The following is a 21,105-nucleotide window of genomic DNA, read 5'->3' as shown; positions in this document are numbered from 1 at the left end:
TTGCATGTGTGCTGCGTCCGCTGCCGTTACGGTCTGGCGCGGTTTGTTGCTGCGTTCCCCATTGGCCAGCCGTCTGGACGGGCAGGCGGCTGGCCAATGGGTGGGGCGGCCGGATTGTGGGGCCATTTCACAGCCTGCTGCGGGCAGAGGGCTGTGAGATGGAGCCTGGCCGGGGCCAGGCTAGACCAGCCCCGAGGGGCCGGCCGTTCAAGCCAGGATGGCTGCTTCCGCCTTACTGGCAGCTCTCGCAATCCGGGTTGTCGATGCTGCAGAACTTGGCGTCGGTGGCCGGGGTGTTGTCCACCACGGCTTCCGGAGCCGCGGCCGGTTGGCTGTGGCTGTTGGACACCGCGTTCAGTTCGCCGCCGCGCCCGGTGGATTTCTCGGCGCTGGTGGCGGCCAGGGTGCGCAGGTAGTAGGTGGTTTTCAGGCCGCGCAACCAGGCGTGCTTGTACAGCTCGTCCAGTTTCTTGCCGGAAGCGCCCGCCATGTACAGGTTCAGGGACTGAGCCTGGTCGATCCACTTTTGACGGCGGGAGGCCGCTTCCACCAGCCAGCGCGGGTCCAGCTCGAATGCGGTGGCGTAGATGGCTTTCAGTTCGGCCGGCACGCGGTCGATCTGGCCCAGGCTGCCGTCAAAGTATTTGAGGTCGGCCACCATCACTTCGTCCCACAGGCCGGCGGCTTTCAGGTCGCGCACCAGGTATTCGTTGGTGACGGTGAATTCGCCGGACAGGTTGGATTTGACGAACAGGTTCTGGTAGGTCGGTTCGATGCTTGCCGACACGCCGATGATGTTGGCGATGGTGGCGGTGGGTGCGATGGCCAGGCAGTTGCTGTTGCGCATGCCGTGGGTTTTCACGCGTTCACGCAGCGCGTTCCAGTCCATGCGTTCGCTGCGGTCTACTTCCAGGAAGCCGCCGCGTTCGGCCGCCAGCAGGTTGATGCTGTCGTGCGGCAGGATGCCGCGGTCCCACAGGCTGCCCTTGTAGGACGGGTAGCGGCCGCGTTCTTCCGCCAGTTCGGTGGAAGCCCAGTAAGCGTAGTAGGCCACCATTTCCATGGATTCGTCGGCAAACTCCACCGCGGCGTCGGAGCCGTAGGGCACGCGCTTCTGGTGCAGGCAGTCCTGGAAGCCCATGATGCCCATGCCCACCGGACGGTGTTTCAGGTTGGAGTTGCGCGCCTTCTTCACCGGGTAGAAGTTGATGTCGATCACGTTGTCCAGCATGCGCAGGGCGATGCGGATGGTGCGCTGCAGTTTTTCGGAGTCCAGGCTGCCGTCTGCCTTCAGGTGGGCGGACAGGTTGACGGAACCCAGGTTGCAGACCGCGATTTCGTCCTCATTGGTGTTGAGGGTGATCTCGGTGCAAAGGTTGGAGCTGTGCACCACGCCCATGTGCTGCTGCGGGCTGCGGATGTTGCACGGGTCCTTGAAGGTCATCCACGGGTGGCCGGTTTCAAACAGCATGGTCAGCATTTTGCGCCACAGGGACAGCGCCGGGATGCGCTTGTACACCTTGAGCTCCCCGCGCTCGCCCATGGCTTCGTATTCCTTGTAGCGCTTCTCGAAGGCCGCGCCGTACAGGTCGTGCAGGTCCGGGGCTTCGGACGGGGACAGCAGGGCCCAGTCCGCGCCTTCCATCACCCGCTTCATGAACAGGTCCGGAATCCAGTTGGCGGTGTTCATGTCGTGGGTGCGGCGGCGGTCGTCGCCGGTGTTCTTGCGCAGCTCCAGGAATTCTTCGATGTCCGCGTGCCAGGTTTCCAGATAGGCGCAGACGGCGCCTTTGCGCTTGCCGCCCTGGTTCACCGCCACGGCGGTGTCGTTGACCACTTTCAGGAACGGCACCACGCCCTGGGATTTGCCGTTGGTGCCCTTGATGTGGGAGCCCATGGCGCGCACGGAGGTCCAGTCATTGCCCAGGCCGCCGGCAAACTTGGACAGCAGGGCGTTTTCCTTGATGCCTTCGTAGATGCCGTCCAGGTCGTCGGCAATGGTGGTGAGGTAGCAGCTGGACAGCTGGCTGCGACGGGTGCCGGAGTTGAACAGGGTGGGGGTGGACGACATGAAGTCGAAGCTGGAGAGCACGTTGTAGAACTCGATGGCGCGCTCTTCGCGGTTCACTTCGTTCAACGCCAGGCCCATGGCCACGCGCATGTAGAAGGCCTGCGGCATTTCGATGCGGGTGCCGTCCACGTGCAGGAAGTAGCGGTCGAACAGGGTTTGCAGGCCCAGGTAGCCAAACTTCAGGTCGCGGTTGGCGTCCAGCGCGGCGCCCATTTTTTTCAGGTCGTATTCGCCCAGTCTTTCATCCAGCAGTTCGGCGTCGATGCCTTTCTTGATGAAAGTGGGGAAGTACAGCGCGTACTGCTTGGCCATTTCTTCCTGGCTGACGGCTTCGCCCAGGATTTCCAGGCGGATGTTGTTCAGCAGCAGGCGGGCGGTCACGTAATCGTAAGCCGGGTCCTGCTCAATCATGGAGCGGGCGGCCAGGATGGCGGATTTGTTGACTTCGTCTTCGCTGACGCCGTCGTAAATGTTCTTCAGGGTTTCGCTGAGGATGGCGTCGATATCGATGCCTGCCAGGTTTTGGCTGGCGGATTCGATGGTGGCGCGCAGGCGGGCCACGTCCAGCGGCAGCTTGCGGCCGTCTTTGCGTACCACGTTGATCTGCACCTGGGTCAGGGCTTCGCCGCGGGCGGCGCGCTCTTGGGAGCGCTGTTCGCGGTACAGCACGTAGGCGCGGGCTACATCATGCTCGCCAAAGCGCATCAGAGACAGTTCCACCTGGTCCTGGATGTCTTCAATGTGGATGGCTCCGCCTTCCGGCTTGCGGCGCATCAGGGCGCTGGCCACTTGTTCGCTCAGCTGGGCGACTTTTTCGCGCAGGCTGGCGGAGGTGGCGCCCTGGTGGCCCATGACCGCCAGGAAGGCTTTGGTCATGGCGATGGAGATCTTGACGGGTTCGAACGGCACCACCGCACCGTTGCGACGGATGGTTTTGTACTGGCTGAAATCGGCTTTGGGCGCGGCTGCGCGGCCGAGTTCTGCGGCGGTCTGCCCTTCAAAGGTGGTCAATTGCATGTAGCCCTCGATAAGGTGGGTGGTTGCGTCCTTCCGTTACTGCGTTTCCCATGGGGCAGGCCGGCTGTGGACAAATCTGTTGAAAAGCTGTGCGCGAGCTGTGGGTAAACACAATATGTATTGTTTGTAGCTCGCGGAACACCCAAATTCTAGTGTTGAGTATGGGGCAGTACAAGTCTTGACAGCGGAAGATTTAATGGCTGTTTTGGAGAGGATGGCGGGCGAAAGCCCGTGGTTGCTGGCTTTGCGGGGCGTGAGATTTTTTTTGGCCGGCCGACACATTTCATTCTGTAGCCAAGAAACCTTGTTGAAACAAGCCGCAGCGCAGTGAGCGGCGCGGGCCACCAGATGTTGTGGATTTGCATCATAGCGCGGGCAGTGCTGAGTTGGAGGAAAGTGGTGCGTAATTGGTGTGTTGGGTTTTTGGCCTGTCTGACCGCGCAATCAATGAAAAGCCCGCCAAGGCGTAATGCCAGTCAGTTAACGCTGACTGGCATTTTTCGTTGGATATTTGTGCGCCCTGTTCTTCACGACTCGCGGGCAATGTCGGTCTGGTCTGCGTGGTGGCAGCACAAACAGCCTCGACTGCTCCAGTAAGCGCGCCAATTGGGCGGGTAACGTACCTGCTGATGTGTAGAAGTTCAGACTTGATCTGAACTTCTACAGCTAAATGGATGAACTGCGAGCGGAAACTCAATACCAGCTTGCAGTTCATCCATTTAGCCTTCGTCGTCCTGCTGCTCTAAAGATCGTAAACAGGTTCTTAGATCATCGCCTTCGGATCCACCCACTGGTCAAACTGCTCCGCTGTCACATAGCCCAGCTCCAGCGCCGCCTGCTTGAGGGTGCCGCCGTTGGCGTGGGCCAGCTTGGCTATGGCGGCGGCCTTGTCGTAGCCGATGTGCGGATTGAGCGCGGTGACCAGCATGAGCGATTGCTCCAGCAATTGCTCGATGCGAGGGCGGTTTGCCTGCATGCCGCGCACGCAATGATGGTTGAGGCTGTCCATGCCGTCTGCGAGCAGGCGCACGCTCTGCTGGAAGTTGTGCGCGATCAGCGGCTTGAACACGTTCAACTCGAAGTTGCCGGAAGCGGCGCCGATGGACAGCGCCACGTCGTTGCCCAGCACTTGGCAGCACAGCATGGTCATCGCCTCGCACTGGGTGGGGTTGACCTTGCCCGGCATGATGGAGCTGCCCGGTTCGTTTTCCGGAATCAGCAGTTCGCCCAGGCCGCTGCGAGGGCCGGACGCCAGCCAGCGGATGTCGTTGGCGATCTTGATCAAGGCGGTGGCCAGTTGTTTGAGCGCGCCGTGCGAGTGCACCAGCGCGTCGTGCCCGGCCAGCGCGGCGAATTTATTGCCGGCGCTGACAAAGGGCAGGCCGCAAGCGCGGTTGAGTTCGGCCGCCACGCGCGGGCCGAACTCCGGGTGGGTGTTGAGGCCGGTGCCCACGGCGGTGCCCCCCACGGCCAGTTGGTAGAGGCCGGGCAACGCGGCGCGGACGGCGTGTTCCGCTTGCTCCAGCTGATCCACCCAGCCTGACAGCTCCTGGCCCAAAGTCAGCGGAGTGGCGTCCTGCAAATGGGTGCGGCCGATCTTGACGATGTCGGCGAAGGCGGCCGCTTTGTCCACCAGCGCGGCGCGCAGCCGGCTCAGCGCCGGCAGCAGCCGGTCATGCACCGCGCGCGCGGCGGCCACGTGCATGGCGGTGGGATAAATGTCGTTGGAGGATTGGCCGCGGTTGACGTCGTCGTTGGGGTGGACGAGCCGACCGGGGCCGCGCTCGCCGCCCAGCAGTTCCGAGGCGCGGTTGGCCAGCACCTCGTTCATGTTCATATTGGTTTGAGTGCCGGAGCCGGTTTGCCATACCGACAAGGGGAAAGCGTCCGGGTGTTTGCCGGCCAGCACTTCGTCGGCGGCGGCGACGACGGCGTCGGCCTTGTTCGCCGGCAGCTTGCCCAGCTCGCGGTTGGTCAGCGCGGCAGCGCGCTTGACTTGGGCCAGCGCCAGGATCAGTTCTTGCGGCATGGTTTCGTTGGAGATGGCGAAGTGGCCGAGCGAGCGCTGGGTTTGCGCGCCCCACAGCGCATTGGCCGGAACTTCAATGTCGCCGAAGGAATCGTGTTCTATTCTGTGTGTCATGGCATGCCTTTCGCACGGGAATGAGGTTTCGATTGTATGCCAAATGCAAGGCAAGGGCTGAACCATTGACCTGTTTCAGGGTCTGAATACAAGGCGGAGCACCTCGGACTGGCCGCTTTTCGAGGTGCTCCCATCGTTTTGGCCTTTGAGAGCGTGTTGACGATCTCGCGAGAAAAAGCGAGACAAGACGAAAACAGCGGAGAAAGCGGCACGTACATGGGGTACATGAGCGTTTCGACACTGTACTCACCGTGTCGCGTCTGACGAATCGCAGCAGATCGTAAACAGGTTCTTGGCTTGCATCTTGGCTTTCAACAGGAGTCCACCATGTCGCTTCGTTCCGAATCCACTTTGCGTTCCTTTACCCTGGCCTCGGGCCAGTCCTGTCAATTTCATTCGCTGCCGGCCCTGGCGGAGCTGGGTATCGGCGATGTCAGCCGGCTGCCGGTGTCGCTGCGCATCGTGCTGGAGTCCTTGCTGCGCCATCTGGACGGCCAGCGCGTCGGCGAGGAACATGTGCGCCAGTTGGCGGGCTGGCGGCCGCAGGCGCCGCGCAGCGAGGAGATCCCCTTTGTGGTGGCGCGCATCGTGCTGCAGGATTTCACCGGAGTGCCGCTGCTGTGCGATCTGGCGGCGATGCGCTCGGTGGCCGAGCGCTTCGGCAAGCCGCCCAAGCGCATCGAGCCGCTGGTGCCGGTGGATCTGGTGGTGGACCACTCGGTGCAAGTCGACCACTTCCGCGAGAACAACGCTTTGGACCTTAACATGAAACTGGAATTCCGCCGCAACGCGGAGCGCTACCGTTTCATCAAATGGGGAATGCAGGCCTTCGACACCTTCAAGGTCGTGCCGCCGGGCATCGGCATCGTGCATCAGGTGAACCTGGAATATCTGGCGCGCGGGGTGTTGAGCAAGGACGGCGTGTATTACCCGGACAGCCTGGTGGGCACGGATTCGCACACCACCATGATCAACGGCCTGGGTGTAGTGGGCTGGGGCGTGGGCGGCATCGAGGCGGAAGCCGGCATGCTGGGCCAGCCGGTGTATTTCCTGACGCCGGACGTGGTGGGCGTGCATTTGAAGGGCAGGCTGCGCGAGGGCGTGACCGCCACCGACTTGGTGCTGACCGTCACCGAGCTGCTGCGCAAGGCGCAGGTGGTGGGCAAGTTCGTGGAGTTCTACGGCGCAGGCGCGGCCTCGTTGACCTTGCAGGACCGGGCTACGCTGGCGAATATGGCGCCGGAGTATGGCGCCACCATGGGTTTCTTCCCGCCGGACGAGCAGACCGCCGCCTATCTGACCGCCACCGGACGCAGCGAAGCGGAGGTGGACGCGTTCCGCCGCTATTTCCAGGCGCAGCAGATGTTCGGCATGCCGCAAGAGGGCGAGATTGATTACAGCAGCGTGTTGGAACTGGACCTGGCCACGGTGGTGCCCAGCGTGGCCGGGCCGCGCCGTCCGCAGGACCGCATCGCCTTGCCGGAGCTGAAGCCGCGTTTCACCGAGCTCTTGCATCAGCCGGCCAAGGCCGGCGGCTACGGCAAGAACGAGGCAGGCGGTTTCAGCGGCAAGCTGCGCCACGGCTCGGTGCTGATCGCGGCGATCACCTCCTGCACCAACACCTCCAACCCGGGGGTGATGCTGGCCGCCGGCTTGCTGGCGCAAAAGGCGGTGGCGCGAGGGCTGAGCGTGGCCAGCCATATCAAGACCTCGCTGGCTCCCGGCTCGCGGGTGGTGACGGACTACCTGGGCAAGGCGCATTTGCTGGCGCCGCTGGAGCAACTGGGTTTCCGCGTGGCCGCCTACGGCTGCACCACTTGCATCGGCAACGCCGGCCCGCTGGATCCGGAATTGGAGAACGAGGTCAGCGGTCAGGATTTGATCTGCGCTTCGGTCTTGTCCGGCAACCGCAACTTCGAGGCGCGCATCCATCCGGCAATCAAAGCCAACTTCCTGATGAGTCCGCCGCTGGTGGTGGCCTTCGCCATCGCCGGCCGGGTGGACATCGATCTGGAACATGAGCCGCTGGGCGTTGGCGTGGATGGCAAGCCGGTGTACCTGCGCGATATCTGGCCCAGCCAGCAGGAAGTGGGAGAGGCTTTGCTGCAAGCTACGGACGCGGCCACTTACCGCCGGCTGTACCAGGATTTCGCCAGCGGCAACCCCTTGTGGAACGACATCGCCGCCAGCGTGGGCGAGGTCTACGGTTGGGAGCCGTCCAGCTATATCGCGGAGCCGCCGTTCTTCCAGGATTTCGCGATGCAGCCCACGGCGCAGCCGCCCATCCGCGGCGCGCGCGCCTTGGCAATCTTCGGCGATTCGGTGACCACAGACCACATCAGCCCGGCCGGCTCGATCAAGCCCAGCTCGCCGGCCGGCCTGTATCTGCAGGCGCAGGGCATCACGCCCGGCGATTTCAACAGTTACGGCTCGCGCCGCGGCCATCACGAGGTGATGATGCGCGGCACATTCGCCAACGTGCGCATCCGCAATCTGATGCTGGCGCCGGATGCGGACGGCAAGCCGGTGGAAGGCGGCCTGACCCTGTTGCAGCCGGAGGGCGAGCAGATGTCGATTTACGATGCGGCGATGACCTATGTGCGCGCCGGCACGCCGACGCTGATCTTCGCCGGCGAGGAGTACGGCACCGGCTCCAGCCGCGACTGGGCCGCCAAGGGCACGCGGCTGCTGGGCGTGCGCGCGGTGGTGGCCAAGAGCTTCGAGCGCATCCACCGCTCCAACCTGGTGGGCATGGGGGTGTTGCCGCTGCAGTTCCTGGACGGCGACAGCGCAGCCGGCCTCAAGGGCGACGAAACCTTCGAGCTGCGCGGGCTGGAGGACGGCATTGAGCCGCGGCAGCGGGTGCGCCTGCTGATCCGCGACGCCGCCGGAGGCGAACGTGAACTGCCCTTGCTGCTGCGCATCGACACGCCGGTGGAAGTGGATTACTACCAACACGGCGGCATCCTGCCTTATGTATTGAGGCAGTTGCTGGCCTGAGCGCCGTATTTTGAACGGCGCTTAATGAACAACAGCCGCTCAAAGCGGCTGTTGTTCATTGGCGGCGCGGCGTGGATTCAGCTGCGGCCCAGCTTGAAGTTTTGCCACAAGCGGCCGTAGATGCGCAGGGTTTCCTGACCCACGCTCTTTTGGATGAAACTGTTTTTCAAGTCTTCGGCGTTGGGGAAGATGGAGCGGTCGTTCAAGTACTGCTTGTTGACGAACTGCCGCGCCGGCAGGCTGCCGGGGGCGAAGGTCACGGTGTTGGCGTTGTCCGCGGCGATCTTGGGATCCAGGCTGTAGTTGATGAAGGACAGCGCATTGGCCACGTTCTTGGCGTCTTTGGGGATGGCCATGCTGTCCACCCAGATGGCCACGCCCTGTTTGGGCATCAGCGGCACCACTTTGACGCCGTTCTTGGCGTCCACGGCGCGGCGCTTGGCGATGTTGAGGTCGCCGCCGTAGCCCATGGCCAGACAGACTTCCCCGCTGGCCATATCGTTGATGTAGCCCGAAGAGGAAATGCGGGTCACGCTGGCGCGAATGGCGTTGAGCTGGGGCATGATAGCGCGGTAATCGGCCTCCTTGGTGCTGCCCGGATCCTTGCCGAAGTAGTGCAGCGCCATCGGGAAGAATTCGGATGGGGAATCTAGGATACTGACACCGCAGGATTTGAGCTTGGATACATATTCCGGTTTGAACAGCAGGTCCCATTCGTTGGCCGGCAGCTTCCCGCCCAACGCTTTTTTAACCTTTTCCTCATTGATGCCCAGAGTGATCACGCCCCAGAAATACGGCACCGCGTATTTATTGCCGGGGTCCGACACTTCCATCATTTTCAGCAGCGCGGGGTCTATGTTCTTGTAATTGGGGATCTTGGTTTTGTCCAGCGGCTGGAACAGCCCGGCCTTGATGCCCAGGCCCAGCACATTGTTGGACGGCACCACCAGATCGAAGCCGGAGCGGCCGGTCATCAGCTTGGCGTTGAGGGTTTCCATGCTGTCGTAGACGTTGTAATTGACCTTGACGCCGGTTTGCTTGCTAAAGCCTGGCACGGTGGTGGGGGCGATGTAGTCGGACCAGTTGTAGACGTTGACGGTATTGGCTTGGGCATGGGCGCCCGCGGCGAGGCCGAGCGCTAGTAGGCAGTGCTTCCAGGTATTCATATTCTCTTCCTTCTCTCTCTTTGCGTGGTTCTTTTAGAGCCTGTTCAAAGTCTCGCGAGCACTGGCGAGACAAGGCGAAAACGAGCGAAAAAGCGGAGTGCACAAGGGGTGCATGAGCATTTTGAGCTTGTACCCACCGTGCAACGCTTCACGAAGCGCCGCGGATTTTGAACGGGTTCTTATGCGGTGGCCGGTGAGCCCGGCTCTAGCGCAAGGCGCCGGCGCGGGCCGGATCTTGCCGAGCCAGCATATCGCCCCATGCGAGTTGCGTCTATTATTTTTGCCATTTGATGTTTTTGTGTTAATTATCTGCGTACTCCATGCAACCACGCCTGACGCGCGCGGTCCTGTCATAAGCGGGGCCGGCCGGCGGACACGGCGGGACGCGCGCATTCGCGCCGGTGCTTGTGTGCCGGCGCGGACAAAGATAACAAGGCGAGGGCCGACGTTGCGGCGGGGTCCCGGAGCAAAGGAGATGCACCATGCGTAATGTTGACAACGCGCTGCCGGCCCCGGACGGGGGAGGCTTGAGCGCCAAGGGCTTGCCCGCCGGTTCCATTGGCATTCTCGGACTGGTGGTGATTGGGATTTCCGTATGCGCGCCGGCGTACACGCTGACCGCCTCCCTGGGCCCCGCGGCCACTCAGGTGGGCAAGCAGATGCCGGCGGTGTTTTTCGTCAGTTTCATTCCCATGCTGTTGGTGGCCATAGGTTACCGCGAGCTGAACCGCGAGATGCCGGACGCCGGAACCTCCTTCACTTGGGCAACGCGGGCTTTTGGGCCATGGATAGGTTGGGTCGCGGGCTGGGGGCTGGTGGTGTCCACGGTGCTGGTTCTGTCCAACACCGCCGCGGTGGCGGTGGACTTCATGTATCTGGCGCTGGGACAGGCCTTGGAGCGGCCGGACATCGCAGCGCTGCCTGACGACGCGGTGGTGAACATTGCCTCCTGCCTCAGCTTCATGGCCGTGGCCACCTGGATTTCCTGTCGCGGTCTGCAATCCACCAAGCGGGTGCAATATGTGTTGGTGTCGTTCCAGGCCTTGGTGCTGGCCTGGTTTGCCTGGGCGGCGTTCAGCGCCGCCGCCGACGGCGGCCATCCGTATTCCATACCGGTGGAGTGGAGCTGGTTCAACCCCTTCGCGGTGGAGAGCTTTTCCCAATTCGCCGCCGGGGTGGCGGTGTCCATCTTCGCTTATTGGGGCTGGGACACGGTGGTGACCATCAGCGAGGAAACCACGGGCGACAAACGCGCCAATCTATCCGGCAAGGCCGCCACGCTGGTGATGGTGCTGCTGGTGGGCTCTTATGTGCTGATTAGCGCGGCGGTGGTGTCCTTCGCCGGGGTGGGCACCGACGCCACCGGTCTCGCCAACCCGGCTATCGCGGCCAATGTGTTCACCGCGCTGGCCGGGCCCGTGATGGGGCCGGCGGCCATCTTGCTGTCGCTGGCGGTGATGTCCAGCTCCGCCGCGTCCTTGCAGTCCACCTTTATGTCGCCGGCGCGCACCATGCTGGCGATGGGCCATTACCAGGCCTTGCCGGCCAAGTACGCGGTGGTGGAGTCCCGCTTCAAGGCGCCGGCTTACGCCACCGTGGTGTCTGCGCTGGTGGCCTCTGTGTTTTATGCGGTGATGCGGGTGGTGAGCGAGAACGTGCTGTCCGACACCATTACCGCGCTGGGCATGATGGTGTGCTTCTATTACGGCCTGACGGCCTTTGCCTGCGTCTGGTATTTCCGCAAGCAGGCGCTGACTTCGGCACGCCATTTCCTGTTGCGCGGCCTGTGTCCGGGCTTGGGCGGCATCCTGCTGTTCGTCGCGCTGGTTCGCACCACGCTGGACAGCATGGACCCGGCCTTCGGCAGCGGTTCTCATATCGGCGGCCTGGGCCTGGTGTTCATTCTGGGCGTGACAGTGGCGCTGACGGGCTTGCTGGTCATGCTGTACATGTATCGTAAATATCCAGCTTTTTTCCGCGGCGAGGTATTGAAGAAGGGCACGCCGGTGTTCGGCTTCGACGAAAAAATCTGAGCGCGCGCAAATGAAAAGCCGCCCGGGAGGGCGGCTTCGACTGGGTCGGCGCGGCGGTTCAGATGCGGAAGAAACGCACCGCTTGATGCAGGCGCTGGGCAATGTCCGACATGGAGTGGGAGCTGTCCGCCACATTGCTGACGATGGCGGTATTTTCCTCTGCCATCTGCGCCACTTTTTCCATGTTCTGCGCGATTTCGGTGCTGGCCAGCTTCTGCTCCTGCACGGCGCTGACGATGGTGCCGGTGCTGTCGGTGGACTTGGCCACCGCTTGTTCGCCCTCCTGCAAGGCGTTCTCCACGGTGGAGACAAAGGCCTGGCTGCTGCTGAGCGAAGCAAGGCTGCTGGTGATGGCGTCTTCCAGTTCCACCGACTGGGTGCCCAGCACATGAGTGACCTGGTCGATTTCCTTGGCGGATTCAGCCGAGCGTTCGGCCAGTACGCGCACTTCGTCGGCCACCACCGCGAAGCCGCGGCCCAGTTCGCCAGCGCGCGCGGCTTCGATGGCGGCGTTGAGCGCAAGCAAGTTGGTTTGGTCGGCGATGTCGCGCACCTGGCTGGTCATGCTGGTGATCTTGCGGGTGTTGGCGACGAAGTTCTTCACCGCTTCGGCAATGCCGTTGACGGCTTTTTCGACATTGTTGACCTCCTTGACCAGCAAGCTGAGTTGGGCGGTGCCGTTCTTGGCGGTGACCAGGCTGGTTTGCGCGTGCTCACGCACTTCCTGGGCCGCTTCTGCCACATGGCTGATGCTGACGGTCAGTTCTTCCACCGCGGCGGCGGAACTGGCGGCGGCCTGGCTTTGCTGGTGGGAAGCGGTCAACACTTGCTCGGCGGATTCGGACAATTGGCTGGCCACGCTATTGGCTTCTTCCGCGCCTTGCTGGACGTTGCCGATGGCTTGCACCAACTGCTCGCGCATATCGGCCAGCGCGGCGATCACCTGGGCGGGTTCGTCCTTGCCGTCCGGCTTCAACTCGATGCGCAGATTGCCGGCGGCCACTTCGCGCGCGGCCTCTACGGCGCTGTTCAGCGGGAGGGTGATGGAGCGGGTCAGCAGCCAGCCTATCAGCGCGGCCGCGACCAGGCAGATGGCGGTGATGGTCAGCGAGGTGGCGCGCACGGCGGTGGCGCTGGCCTCCGCGTCCTTGCGGCTGTCTTGGGCGCGGTCCGCCAGCGCCTTGCTCAGCGCTTCCACCTTTTGTTCCAATTGGTGGATCAGCGGACGGTGCTGGTTGACCATGAAGGCTTCGGCCTCCTTGTTCTGGTTGGCCATTGCAAGCGCCATCAGCTTTTTAGTGGGCGCGTCCAGCGCTTCCTGTGCCTGGCCCACGTCTTTGAGCAGGGCGGCGGTAGCGGGCATGGGCGGAAACTTGGTGAAGTGGTCTTCCAGCGCTTTTTCGGCGTTGTTGAAGGCCTTGATGGTTTGGTCGGTCTGCGCCTTGATCTCGGCCATCTTGGCTGGATCGGTTTCAATGATCAGATCGCGCGCGCCGATGCGCTGCTGCTGCAAGTGGTGGTCCAGCTGAGCGACTATCAGCAGGGACTCCAGCCGGTTGTCGGTAATGTCCTCCATGCCGTCGCTGATGGAGGAGAGTCCGTTGAGCATGACCACACTCATGATCAGCACCAGGGCGATCAGCGCGCCGAAGGCGAGGGCGAGTCTTTGTCCAATGCGCAGGTTTTTCATCAGTTTGTCCCGTAGTGTCTTTATTGTGGTGCTTCCAATTTAATATATTTATGAAGTGATCAAAAAGTGAATAATTACTTATAGGACAGCGGATAAAATTTTTGGAGACGTTTTTGCTACCTTGCGGAAAACCATGGGCATGAAGCAGGCGAAGGCAAGGCGGGTGGGGGCGCGGCCTGGCGGCGCGGATTATGCGAAAGATATGAAAAAAGCGGACCGGGGTCCGCTTGATCTGCTTTGCCGCGGCGCGCGGCTTACTTCTGGATTTGCGCCTTGGCTTTGAGCTCGGCGATCAGCTTTTCCACGCGGCCGCCCATGATGCGCTGGGTCAGTTGCGGGCGGATGTCGTCCAGCGCCGGTACATTGCGTTGCACGCGGGCGTCGTCCAGCTTGATCACGTGCCAGCCGAACTCGGTTTTCACCGGTTTGGCGGTCACTTCGCCCTTGGACAGCTTGGTCATGGCTTCGGAGAACGGCGCTACGAAGGTGCCGGCTTCCTGCCAGTCCAGATCGCCGCCCTTGTCCTTGCTGCCCGGATCCTGGGATTTCTCCTTGGCCAGCTTGTCGAAGGCCTTGCCTTTCTTCAGCGCGTCGATCACCGCCTTGGCTTCGGCTTCGGTTTTCACCAGGATGTGGCGAGCGTGGTATTGCTTGGTTTCCGGCACGCTGGCCACCAGCTTGTCGTATTCGGCTTTCAGGTCGGCGTCGCTGACCGGGTTGGACTTTTCATAGTCCTTGATCAGGCGGTTGGCCAGCGCCATTGCCTGCATATTAGCCAGTTCGGCGGCGAATTCCGGCGATTTGTCCAGACCCTTCTTCACGGCTTCCTGGCGCAGCACTTCGGCAGTGACCAGTTGATCCTTGACCATGTCGCGCGCTTGCGGGTTGGCCGGCTGGCCCTGGGCTTCCATCATCTTGACCACGGCGTCGATGCGGGCGTCGGAAATGGCCTGGCCGTTGACGACCGGGCCGGCAACCACGATGGCGCTGCCGGCGAAGGCGGCGACGAGGGCGCTGGTCAGCAGGAGTTTACGCATATTCTTAGGTGTCCTGAAGGTTTGGTTTATTGGATCTTGGCCTTGGCGCGCAGGTCTTCCACTGCCTTGGCGATGGCTTCTTCTTGCAGTTGGCGGCCGATTTGCGGCTTGGCCTCATCCAGCGACGGAAGCTTGGCGTCACGAATGTCTTCCACCTTGAACACGTGCCAGCCCAGCGGGGACTGGTACGGTTTGCTGCTGGTCTGGCCTTTGCGGATGTCTTTCAGCGCGGCGGCCAGCGGCGGGTCCATGCGGTTGAGGTTGCCCCAGCCCATTTCGCCGTTGCTTTGCTTGGCGTTGGGGTCGATAGAGCGGGTTTTCACCAGTTCGTCGAACTTGGCGCCTTTTTTCAGATCGGCGATCACTTTCTGTGCGTCGGCCTCGCTCTTCAGCGTGATCTGGCGCGCGTGGATTTCCTTGCTGCCGGTCTGTTGGGCGGCGAGCTTGTCGTAGACGCTCTTGATCTGGGCGTCGCTCACCGGCGCTTGTTTGGCGATGTCGGCGAACAGCGCTTCTCGCAGCATTTCATTGCGGATGTCATCAAGGCGCTGGGTGAACAGCGGCTGCTTGTCCAACTGGCGCTTGCGCGCTTCCTGCAGGATGACTTCGCGGGTGATCAGCGAGGTTTTCAACTGCTCGCGCAATTCCGGATTGTCCTGAGCCTTGCCGCCGCTGCTTTGCACGATGTTGGCGACTGCGGCGTCCAGTTCTTTCTTGTCGATGGCTACGCCGTTGACCACGGCGATGGATTCCGCGGCGGCGGGCAGGGCGATGGTGGCGGCCAACACGACGGCGGCGATGCGGGAAAGCTTCATGGGGTACCCCTTGGATGGAATCAATTCAGATTTCTTCAGGCGTGAACGCTCTGATGGCCAGAGCGTGCACCTTGGTTTGCATCAAGTCGCCCAGCGTTTCGTAGATCAGCCGGTGGCGATGCACGCGGCTCAGCCCCTGAAAGCGGGCGCTGACAATGGTAAGCGTGTAATGTCCGCCGCCGTCGCGCGCGCCGGCGTGGCCGGCGTGCAGCGCGCTGTCGTCCTGGATGTCCAGGTGTTCCGGCGTTAAGGCTTGCAAGGCGGCGCGGAGGAGTTCAACCGTGGCGCTCATTGAGGCAATACCTTGAGGAAGGGCTTGACGCTGACGCCGGCGTAGACGCCGGCCGCCACATAGGGATCCGCGTCGGCCCAGGCCTGGGCGGCATCCAGTGATTCGAACTCCGCGACGATCAGGCTACCGCTGAAACCGGCGGGGCCGGGGCTGGCGCTGTCGATGGCGGGACAGGGGCCGGCCAGCACCAGGCGGCCGGCGTCCTGCAGCGCCTGCAAGCGCGCCAGATGGGCCGGACGGGCTTCCAGCCGGCGTGGCAGCGAGTCTTCGTGATCTTGGCCGATGATGGCGTAAAGCATTATTTCTTTTCCTCAATGTATTTGGAGAGGAACAGGCTTTGGGCGATGACGAAGGCCAGCATCAGGCCCAGGCCGCCAAACAGCTTGAAATTGACCCATACGTCTTCGCTGAAGCGATAGGCGACGAACAGATTGAGCGCGCCCATGAAGGCGAAGAAGCCCACCCAGGCCCAAGTCAGTTTGCGCCATACCGGCGCCGGGAGCTGCAACTGTTGGCCCATCATCAGCTTCAGGCCGTTTTTGCCCAGGAAGTCGCTGATCAGCAAGCCGGCGCCCATCACCCAGTACAGCACGGTGGGCTTCCACATGATGAAGTGCTTGTCGTGCAACAGCAGGGTGGCTCCGCCCAGCACCACGATCAGGCCCAGGCTGACCCACTGCATGGTGTCGACCTTGCGGTGGCGCAGCCAGGTCCAGCCCACCAGCAAGGTGGTGGCGGCGATGGCGACGCCGGTGGCGATGAACATGTCGCGGCTCAGCCAGTAAGTGGCGAAGAACAGGACGACGGGAAATAGGTCAGTGAAGAATTTCATGCGCACGATTATGGGGGCGGCCCGGCGGATATTCAAGCCGGGCAAGGGTTGAAGAGTTCAATGCGAAACGGTGGCTCGCCCGGCGTCCGCGCGTTGGGCGAGCCTGTTGCAAGGCAGCGTCAGCGCTGGGTTTGCTTGACCACGCTCATTGCGCTGGCCACCAGCGAGCTTACGTCGGCCACGTTGGCAGGCAGGATGATGGTGTTGTTTTCCTTGGCCAGTTTGCCGAAGGCCGCGACATATTGCTCCGCCACTTTCAGGTTGACCGCTTCCAGACCTCCCTCGGTGTGGATGGAGCTGGCCACGCGCTTGATCGCGTCGGCGGTGGCGTCCGCCACTAGGCGCAGCGCCTCGGCCTCGCCCTGCGCTTTATTGATGGCGGCCTGTTTGTCCCCCTCGGAATTGTTGATGGTGGCTTGCATCTCGCCCTGGGATTTCTGGATCGCCGCTTCGCGCGAGCCGTTGGCCAGGTTGATCTGCTCCATCTTCAAGCCTTCGGACTGGGCGATGCGCGCGCGCTTTTCCCGCTCCGCGGTGATCTGCGCCTGCATCGCGTGCAGGATGTCCTGCGGCGGTACCAGGTCCTTGATCTCGTAGCGCAGCACTTTCACGCCCCAGTTGACGGCGGCTTCGTCCAGCGCGGCCACCACGGTCTGGTTGATCTCGTCGCGTTCCTCAAAGGTCTTGTCCAGCTCCATCTTGCCGATCACCGAGCGCAGCGTGGTTTGCGACAACTGGGTGATGGCGATGATGAAGTTGCTGGTGCCGTAAGAGGCGCGCTGGGCGTCGGTTACCTGAAAGTAGAGGATGCCGTCCACTTTCAGCTGTGTGTTGTCGCGGGTGATGCAGACCTGGCTGGGCACGTCCAGTGGCACTTCCTTCAGGCTGTGCTTGTAGGCGATGCGGTCGATGAAGGGAATGATGATGTTGAGGCCGGGAGCCAGCGTGCCGTGGTAGCGGCCGAGGCGCTCGACGATGTAAGCGTTCTGCTGCGGCACCACGGCCAGTGATTTGAACACGAAGACGATGACGGCGGCGAGCAGGATCAGGGGCAGGAGTTCCATGGGTCTTATTGTTCCGGTTGGGTTGAACTGATTTTGAGCAGGTTGCCGTCGCGGCCGACGATGTAGGCGGTGGCGCCGGTTTCCAGCGGCGCGCCGTCGACCGGGGCGGCGTCCCAGGCCGCGCCGCGGTATTGCACGCGGGCGTGGCCGGAGGCGGGGGCGTGGAGAATTTGCACCGGCTGACCCAGGTCCGGGTCGTCGGCCCGCGGCTGGGCGGGGAGGGGCGGATGTCGGCGTTTGTAGCCGTAGACCAGCGCCACGCCGGCCACGCCGGCGATGCTGGCGATCACGTATTGGCTGGCTTCGGGCGCGCCCAGCCAGGCGGACACGCCGCCGCACAACATGGCGACGGCGACGACCAACAGGTAAAAGGTGCCGGAGTAGAACTCGGCGATCAGCGCGATCAGCGCGCTGGCAATCCAGATGGCGGTTAGCGGCAAGACGATGCCCTTGTCAAATTAATGCGCTCATTTTCATGCCATCGCCGCGGAATGACAAGCGAGCGGGAGCGCGCTCCTCAAAAACGAATGCGCTCTCAAGAGTCGGTTCAATGCCGCGTTGCCGAAGCGCGGCGGACATCAAACCGGTTCTTTAGACATGATCTTTGTCCGGCAGATAATGGGACAGGCGAGCCTCTTCCTCGTCATCCAGCCAGAATTTGTCCAGCATGACCCAGACTACGGCAAGCAGCGAAGCGAGCACGACGAGCAGGATGATCATGGCTTTGGCTCCTTTAAGGTGAACAAGGCGCATTCCCGTTTTCATTGTAGTGCTTGCCCCGGTGCTTTGCCGGCGATAGAGGTACAATCCACCCCTTCAGACACCCAGAGGGACGGAATGTTCCATTTGCAAGCGTTGGCGCAGGCCGAGGTTGAAATCAAGAAGAGCCGTTTCATCGGCATTGTGCAAGCGGTGAGCAGCCGGGAAGAGGCGCAGGCGCGGCTGGCGGAGATCCGCGCCCAATGGCCGGATGCGCGTCATTACTGCGCGGTCTTGCTATGCGGCGCGGACTCCATGCTGGACGACGACGGCGAACCTTCCGGCACTGCTGCGCGGCCAATGTACAACGTGCTTAGGCACAAGGGCGTCTGCGATGTGCTGGCGGTGGTGGTGCGGTATTTCGGAGGAATAAAATTGGGTGCGGGCGGCTTGGTCAGAGCCTACACTCAAGCTGTTAACGCCGCGATGGACGCGGCCAGCCTGGTGGCGGTGGTGCCGCGCGGAGATTACGAGGCGACGGTGGATTTCGCCGGCGAGGCGCGTCTGCGCCATTTATGCCAAGAGCTGGGGGTGCCGGTGTCGGCCCCCAGTTACGGCGAGCGGGTGAGCTTGAGGCTGAGCTTGCCTCTCGCCGAGGCGGAGGCCCTGCTGGCGGCGTTGACGGACGGGATGGCCGGCGCGCTGGAGGTGTCGCCGGTCGACTGAGGCGCCGTACGGCGCGGGCGGGGCCGCGCCGGCCCTTCGAGCTGGAGAGAGGGAACTCATGTCGCAACAGCAATATCGCCTGGTGACGCGCAGCGATTTCGACGGACTGGTGTGCGCGGTGCTGCTCAACGAGCTGAATCTGATCAACGAGATCAAGTTCGCCCACCCCAAGGACATGCAGGACGGCAAGGTGGAGATCACCGAGAACGACATCACCACCAACCTGCCGTACGTGGCGGCGGCGCATCTGGTCATCGACCATCATCTTTCCGAAACCCTGCGCAACTCCAGCGCGGACAATTATGTGATAGACCCCAAGGCGCCGTCGGCGGCGCGGGTGGTGTACAACCACTTTGGCGGCAAGCAGGCGTTTCCCAATATCAGCGACGAGATGATGGAGGCGGTGGACAAGGCCGATTCCGCGCAGTACACGCTGCAGGAAGTGCTGCACCCGTCCGGCTGGGTGCTGCTCAATTACCTGATGGACGCGCGCACGGGTCTGGGGCGCTTCAAGGAGTTCCGCATCAGCAATTATCAGTTGATGCTGGACTTGATCCGTTATTGCCGAGATCACAGCATCGATCAGATCCTGGCCCTGCCGGATGTGCAGGAGCGCGTGGAGTTATACGCCAAACACGAGGCGTTGGCCAAGGAGCAGATCCGGCGCTGTTCCCGCGTCTATGGCAACCTGGTGGTGTTGAATCTGCTGCATGAAGATGTGATTCACCCGACCAACCGTTTCATGATTTACGCGCTGTTCCCGGACTGCAATATCTCCATCCATCAGCTGTGGGGCGTCAATCGCCAGAACACGGTGTTCGCGGTGGGCAAGTCCATCATTAACCGCACTTCGCGCACCAATGTCGGCGCGCTGATGCTGCAGTACGGCGGCGGGGGACACGAGGCGGCCGGCACTTGCCAGGTGGGCAACGACCAGGCCGAGGACGTGCGCGATGAGTTGATCGCGCGCATCCGCGGCCACGGCTGAGAAAACGGGCGCCGGCGCCCATCAACGACTTTGCGAGCAAGCGCGAGCCAGCGCAACAGATCTTGAACAGGCGCTAAACGTCAGGCCAGCTGGCGCAGTACGTCCAGGGCCTGATGCAGGTCTTGGCACACTGCCAGCGCGTGATGGGTCTGGTCCGCTGGCGGGGCCACCAGGTCCGGCACCAGAATCACGCGCATGCCGGCGGCAACGCCGGCGTGCAGGCCGTAAATCGAGTCCTCAAGCACTAAGCAGCGCTGAGGGTCGACGCCTAGCTTGCGCGCGGCGGCCAGGTAGACGTCCGGCGCCGGCTTGGTGTGGGCCACTTCGTCGCCGGCCACCACAGTGTCGAAATAACGCGAGAGCCCGGTGCGGCCCAGCTTGATGTCCGCCAGTTGACGCTGGGTGGATGTAGCCACCGCGCGGGGCAGGCTCTGCGCGAGCGCCCAGTCCAACAGCGCCTCGATGCCGCGCTTCAGCGGAATCTCTTCATGTTCCAGCATCTGCCAGTAATGCCTGCGGCCCACGTTCTGCAGCGCGACGGCGTCGTCTTGATTGCCCAGCTTTTCGCTGAGGAATTCGGTGCAGCGGCGCATGGACAGGCCCACCATGTCCAGTAGCAGCTGATCGCTGAGCGTCATGTCCAGCTCGTCGGCGGCTCGGCGCCAGGACTCCATGGAAATTCTCTCGGTATCTATCATCAAGCCATCCATGTCGAGCAGAATAGCGTCATAATTTTGCGGCATGCGGACTCCTTTTCCGGGCTTCGACCATACGCCTATAGCCCGGCTGCGGCAAGCGCTCGCCCTCTGGTATAGTGTCCCATCGCAAACGGCAGAGGAGGCGGATGTGCAATCGGTATTGGTAGCCAATCCCAAGGGCGGCAGCGGCAAATCGACCTTGGCGACCAATCTGGCCGGCTATTACGCCGCGCGCGGCAAACGCGTGATGCTGGGCGATGTGGACCGGCAGCAATCCTCGCTGGGCTGGCTGGCGCAACGCGACGCTGCGCTGCCCTCCATCGCGGGTTGGGAGGTCAAGGCCGGCGAGGCCGCGCGGCCGCCCAAGGGCACCGAGGTGGTGGTGCTGGACAGCGCGGCGGGCCTGCACGGCAAGAAGCTGGCGGCGCTGGTGTCCCGGGTAAGCCGCATCCTGGTGCCCATTCAGCCGTCGCCGTTCGATATGTGGGCGAGCGAGGTTTTTTTCGAGCAACTGCTGGAAGAGAAGGCCATTCGGAAGAACAAGGCTTTTATGGCGGTGGTGGGCATGCGGGTGGACCCTCGCACTCGCTCCGCGCGCGAGCTGGAGAAATTTCTGGCGGACCACGAAGTGCCGGTGTTGACCTGGTTGCGCGACACCCAACTTTACGTGCAGGCGGCTTCCAGCGGGCTGTCCCTGTTCGATCTGCCGCCGTCGCGCACCCAGCGCGACCGAGAAGCCTGGCAGCCGCTGCTCAACTGGCTGGGCGAGGGGGACGAAAGCTGGTGCGACAAGTGAAATGTTTTGTCTTGATCTGAAATAAAATGGCTTGACGT

The 21,105-nt window shown here is 62.5% G+C and carries 19 protein-coding genes; 5 read left to right on the top strand and 14 right to left on the bottom strand.

The window, feature by feature from the left end; all coding sequences use genetic code 11:
• Window positions 1-232 precede the first annotated feature (232 nt).
• From DXT74_RS16135 to fumC, 3 genes are all read right to left on the bottom strand, one after another.
• The gene (locus DXT74_RS16135; protein ID WP_194426466.1) at window positions 233-3,088 is read right to left on the bottom strand and encodes a ribonucleoside-diphosphate reductase subunit alpha; all 2,856 of its coding nucleotides are present in this window, start codon (window positions 3,086-3,088) and stop codon (window positions 233-235) included.
• Between the two features lie 364 nt (window positions 3,089-3,452).
• Window positions 3,453-3,803, bottom strand: a complete 351-nt coding sequence (locus DXT74_RS16130) for a hypothetical protein (protein WP_194426465.1) — start codon at window positions 3,801-3,803, stop codon at window positions 3,453-3,455.
• 48 nt (window positions 3,804-3,851) lie between these two features.
• Window positions 3,852-5,231, bottom strand: a complete 1,380-nt coding sequence (gene fumC / locus DXT74_RS16125; protein ID WP_107732227.1) for a class II fumarate hydratase — start codon at window positions 5,229-5,231, stop codon at window positions 3,852-3,854.
• Window positions 5,232-5,558: 327 nt separating this feature from the next.
• On the opposite strand from fumC, the gene acnA reads away from it, so the two are divergent.
• Window positions 5,559-8,231 carry an aconitate hydratase AcnA gene (gene acnA, locus DXT74_RS16120; RefSeq protein WP_194426464.1) on the top strand — a complete coding sequence of 891 codons (2,673 nt, stop codon included), beginning with the start codon at window positions 5,559-5,561 and terminating at the stop codon, window positions 8,229-8,231.
• A 77-nt stretch (window positions 8,232-8,308) separates the two neighbouring features.
• Here acnA and DXT74_RS16115 read toward each other — a convergent pair whose 3' ends face one another.
• Entirely contained in the window at window positions 8,309-9,397 is a 1,089-nt protein-coding gene (locus tag DXT74_RS16115) for a polyamine ABC transporter substrate-binding protein (protein ID WP_043641713.1), read from the bottom strand.
• Window positions 9,398-9,879: 482 nt separating this feature from the next.
• On the opposite strand from DXT74_RS16115, the gene DXT74_RS16110 reads away from it, so the two are divergent.
• Window positions 9,880-11,430 (top strand): APC family permease, encoded by a 1,551-nt coding sequence (locus tag DXT74_RS16110; protein WP_052370946.1) that lies wholly within the window; start codon window positions 9,880-9,882, stop codon window positions 11,428-11,430.
• A gap of 58 nt (window positions 11,431-11,488) precedes the next feature.
• Here DXT74_RS16110 and DXT74_RS16105 read toward each other — a convergent pair whose 3' ends face one another.
• The 9 genes from DXT74_RS16105 to DXT74_RS23065 all read right to left on the bottom strand — a co-directional run bounded on the left by DXT74_RS16105 (window position 11,489) and on the right by DXT74_RS23065 (window position 17,880).
• Window positions 11,489-13,120, bottom strand: a complete 1,632-nt coding sequence (locus tag DXT74_RS16105; protein ID WP_194426463.1) for a methyl-accepting chemotaxis protein — start codon at window positions 13,118-13,120, stop codon at window positions 11,489-11,491.
• A gap of 254 nt (window positions 13,121-13,374) precedes the next feature.
• Window positions 13,375-14,157: a peptidylprolyl isomerase gene (locus DXT74_RS16100; RefSeq protein ID WP_114153528.1), complete on the bottom strand. Its 783-nt coding sequence runs from the start codon at window positions 14,155-14,157 to the stop codon at window positions 13,375-13,377.
• A 26-nt stretch (window positions 14,158-14,183) separates the two neighbouring features.
• Window positions 14,184-14,972, bottom strand: coding sequence for a peptidylprolyl isomerase (locus tag DXT74_RS16095; protein ID WP_019100384.1), 789 nt, complete (start codon window positions 14,970-14,972; stop codon window positions 14,184-14,186).
• Window positions 14,973-14,997: 25 nt separating this feature from the next.
• Window positions 14,998-15,264, bottom strand: coding sequence for a BolA family transcriptional regulator (locus tag DXT74_RS16090; RefSeq protein WP_043641717.1), 267 nt, complete (start codon window positions 15,262-15,264; stop codon window positions 14,998-15,000).
• The gene (locus tag DXT74_RS16085) at window positions 15,261-15,563 is read right to left on the bottom strand and encodes a YciI family protein (RefSeq protein ID WP_048414803.1); all 303 of its coding nucleotides are present in this window, start codon (window positions 15,561-15,563) and stop codon (window positions 15,261-15,263) included. Before DXT74_RS16085 ends, DXT74_RS16090 begins: the two co-directional genes overlap by 4 nt.
• Window positions 15,563-16,096 carry a septation protein A gene (locus tag DXT74_RS16080; RefSeq protein ID WP_114153524.1) on the bottom strand — a complete coding sequence of 178 codons (534 nt, stop codon included), beginning with the start codon at window positions 16,094-16,096 and terminating at the stop codon, window positions 15,563-15,565. Before DXT74_RS16080 ends, DXT74_RS16085 begins: the two co-directional genes overlap by 1 nt.
• 119 nt (window positions 16,097-16,215) lie before the next feature.
• The gene (locus DXT74_RS16075; RefSeq protein ID WP_043641720.1) at window positions 16,216-17,160 is read right to left on the bottom strand and encodes an SPFH domain-containing protein; all 945 of its coding nucleotides are present in this window, start codon (window positions 17,158-17,160) and stop codon (window positions 16,216-16,218) included.
• Between the two features lie 5 nt (window positions 17,161-17,165).
• Complete coding sequence (locus DXT74_RS16070) at window positions 17,166-17,600, bottom strand: NfeD family protein (RefSeq protein ID WP_043641722.1); 435 nt, start codon at window positions 17,598-17,600, stop codon at window positions 17,166-17,168.
• 151 nt (window positions 17,601-17,751) lie between these two features.
• Window positions 17,752-17,880, bottom strand: a complete 129-nt coding sequence (locus DXT74_RS23065) for a hypothetical protein (protein ID WP_019100378.1) — start codon at window positions 17,878-17,880, stop codon at window positions 17,752-17,754.
• A 117-nt stretch (window positions 17,881-17,997) separates the two neighbouring features.
• On the opposite strand from DXT74_RS23065, the gene DXT74_RS16065 reads away from it, so the two are divergent.
• Together DXT74_RS16065 and DXT74_RS16060 are read left to right on the top strand one after the other, a co-directional pair.
• The gene (locus DXT74_RS16065) at window positions 17,998-18,585 is read left to right on the top strand and encodes a YigZ family protein (protein WP_043641726.1); all 588 of its coding nucleotides are present in this window, start codon (window positions 17,998-18,000) and stop codon (window positions 18,583-18,585) included.
• Between the two features lie 58 nt (window positions 18,586-18,643).
• A complete protein-coding gene (locus tag DXT74_RS16060) occupies window positions 18,644-19,573 on the top strand; it encodes an exopolyphosphatase (protein ID WP_019100376.1) in 930 nt (309 codons plus the stop codon).
• 80 nt (window positions 19,574-19,653) lie between these two features.
• Here DXT74_RS16060 and DXT74_RS16055 read toward each other — a convergent pair whose 3' ends face one another.
• Window positions 19,654-20,316, bottom strand: coding sequence for an HAD family phosphatase (locus DXT74_RS16055; protein ID WP_194426462.1), 663 nt, complete (start codon window positions 20,314-20,316; stop codon window positions 19,654-19,656).
• Between the two features lie 103 nt (window positions 20,317-20,419).
• On the opposite strand from DXT74_RS16055, the gene DXT74_RS16050 reads away from it, so the two are divergent.
• Window positions 20,420-21,067 (top strand): ParA family protein, encoded by a 648-nt coding sequence (locus tag DXT74_RS16050; RefSeq protein ID WP_231138200.1) that lies wholly within the window; start codon window positions 20,420-20,422, stop codon window positions 21,065-21,067.
• The last annotated feature ends 38 nt before the right edge of the window (window positions 21,068-21,105 follow it).

Origin of the sequence: Chromobacterium sp. Rain0013, assembly GCF_015291765.1 — a bacterium.
Taxonomy (GTDB): Bacteria; Pseudomonadota; Gammaproteobacteria; order Burkholderiales; family Chromobacteriaceae; genus Chromobacterium; species Chromobacterium haemolyticum.
This window is presented reverse-complemented; position numbering and strand designations above follow the sequence as displayed.